Here is a 1,249-nt window from a genome sequence, read left to right on the forward strand (position 1 = left end):
CCCTCGACGGGGACTCGCAGGCCGTACGGGACGGTACAGGACGTGAACGGTGTTAGGGCGTATTAGGAGCCTGCTCCCCTGCGGTTTTCCACAGACGTCGGCGGACGATCCCGAGCGTCCGCTCCCGGCGCCGGTTCAGTCTTCGAGGAAGGTGTGGTCCTGGCCGTAGACGCGGCGGTAGTAGGCCTTGTAGTCGTCGGTGGCGACGAGCGGCTTCCACCAGTGCGGGTGGTCGCGGTACCAGTGCACGGTGGACTCCAGGCCGCCCTGATCGAAGTCCATCTTCGGCGACCAGCCCGCGAGCGCCTCGAGCTTGCTGCTGTCCAGGGCGTAGCGGAAGTCGTGGCCGAGGCGGTCCTCGACGTGCCGGATCTGGTCGGTCGACGCGCCGGTGAGGCCGATGATCCAGGTGACGACGTCGAGGTTGATCTTCTCCTTCGCGCCGCCGACGTTGTACGCCTGCCCGGAGACGCCGTGGGTGAGGGCGGCGTGGATGCCGGAGGCGAAGTCGTCGACGTGCAGCCACGTGCGGACCTGGTCGCCCTTGCCGTAGACCGGCAGCGGCCCGCCGTGCAGCGCGTTCAGCGTCATGACGGGGATCAGCTTCTCGGGGAACTGGCGGGGTCCGTAGCAGTTGGATCCCCGCGCGATGACGACGTCCTGCCCGTAGGTGTGGTGCGCGGCCAGGACGGTGAGGTCCGCGCCGGCCTTCGACGCGGAGTACGGCGAGGAGGGCTCGAGGGGGTGCTGTTCGGTGAAGGCGCCTTCGGTGATCGAGCCGTAGACCTCGTCGGTGGAGACCTGCAGGTAGCGGACCTCGCGGCGGCGGGCTTCCTCGACGAGGGTGTGGGTGCCCAGGGCGTTGGTGAGGACGAACGCCTGGGCGTCGAGGATCGAGCGGTCCACGTGGGTCTCGGCGGCGAAGTTGACGATCGCGTCGACGCCGGCGGTGGCCTGCTGGACGGCGTGGGGGTCCTCGATCCGGCCGACCATGAGCTCGACGTCGAGGCCTTCGACGTTCTCGCGACGCCCGGCGTAGGTCAGCGCGTCCAGCACGCGGACCTCGTCGCCCGCGGCGACCCTTTGGTGCACGAACGCCGAGCCGATGAACCCGGCACCACCACAGACGAGAAGCTTCATCAGAGGATCTCGATCTCGGAGTTGTCGCCGACCATGAAGCGGTACGCCCGCGGGGTCCGCTCACCACGCCGCACGATCACATCACGCCCCAGCAGCGACGACTCGATCC

Annotated in this window: 1 protein-coding gene; it reads right to left on the reverse strand. The window is 68.8% G+C overall.

All coding sequences use genetic code 11. The features are described 5' to 3' along the window. Positions 1-135 precede the first annotated feature (135 nt). Complete coding sequence (rfbB, locus tag PATMI_RS0112855) at positions 136-1,140, reverse strand: dTDP-glucose 4,6-dehydratase (RefSeq protein ID WP_026911186.1); 1,005 nt, start codon at positions 1,138-1,140, stop codon at positions 136-138. Between the last annotated feature and the right edge of the window lie 109 nt (positions 1,141-1,249).

The organism is Patulibacter minatonensis DSM 18081, from assembly GCF_000519325.1.
In the GTDB taxonomy this organism is placed as follows: domain Bacteria; phylum Actinomycetota; class Thermoleophilia; order Solirubrobacterales; family Solirubrobacteraceae; genus Patulibacter; species Patulibacter minatonensis.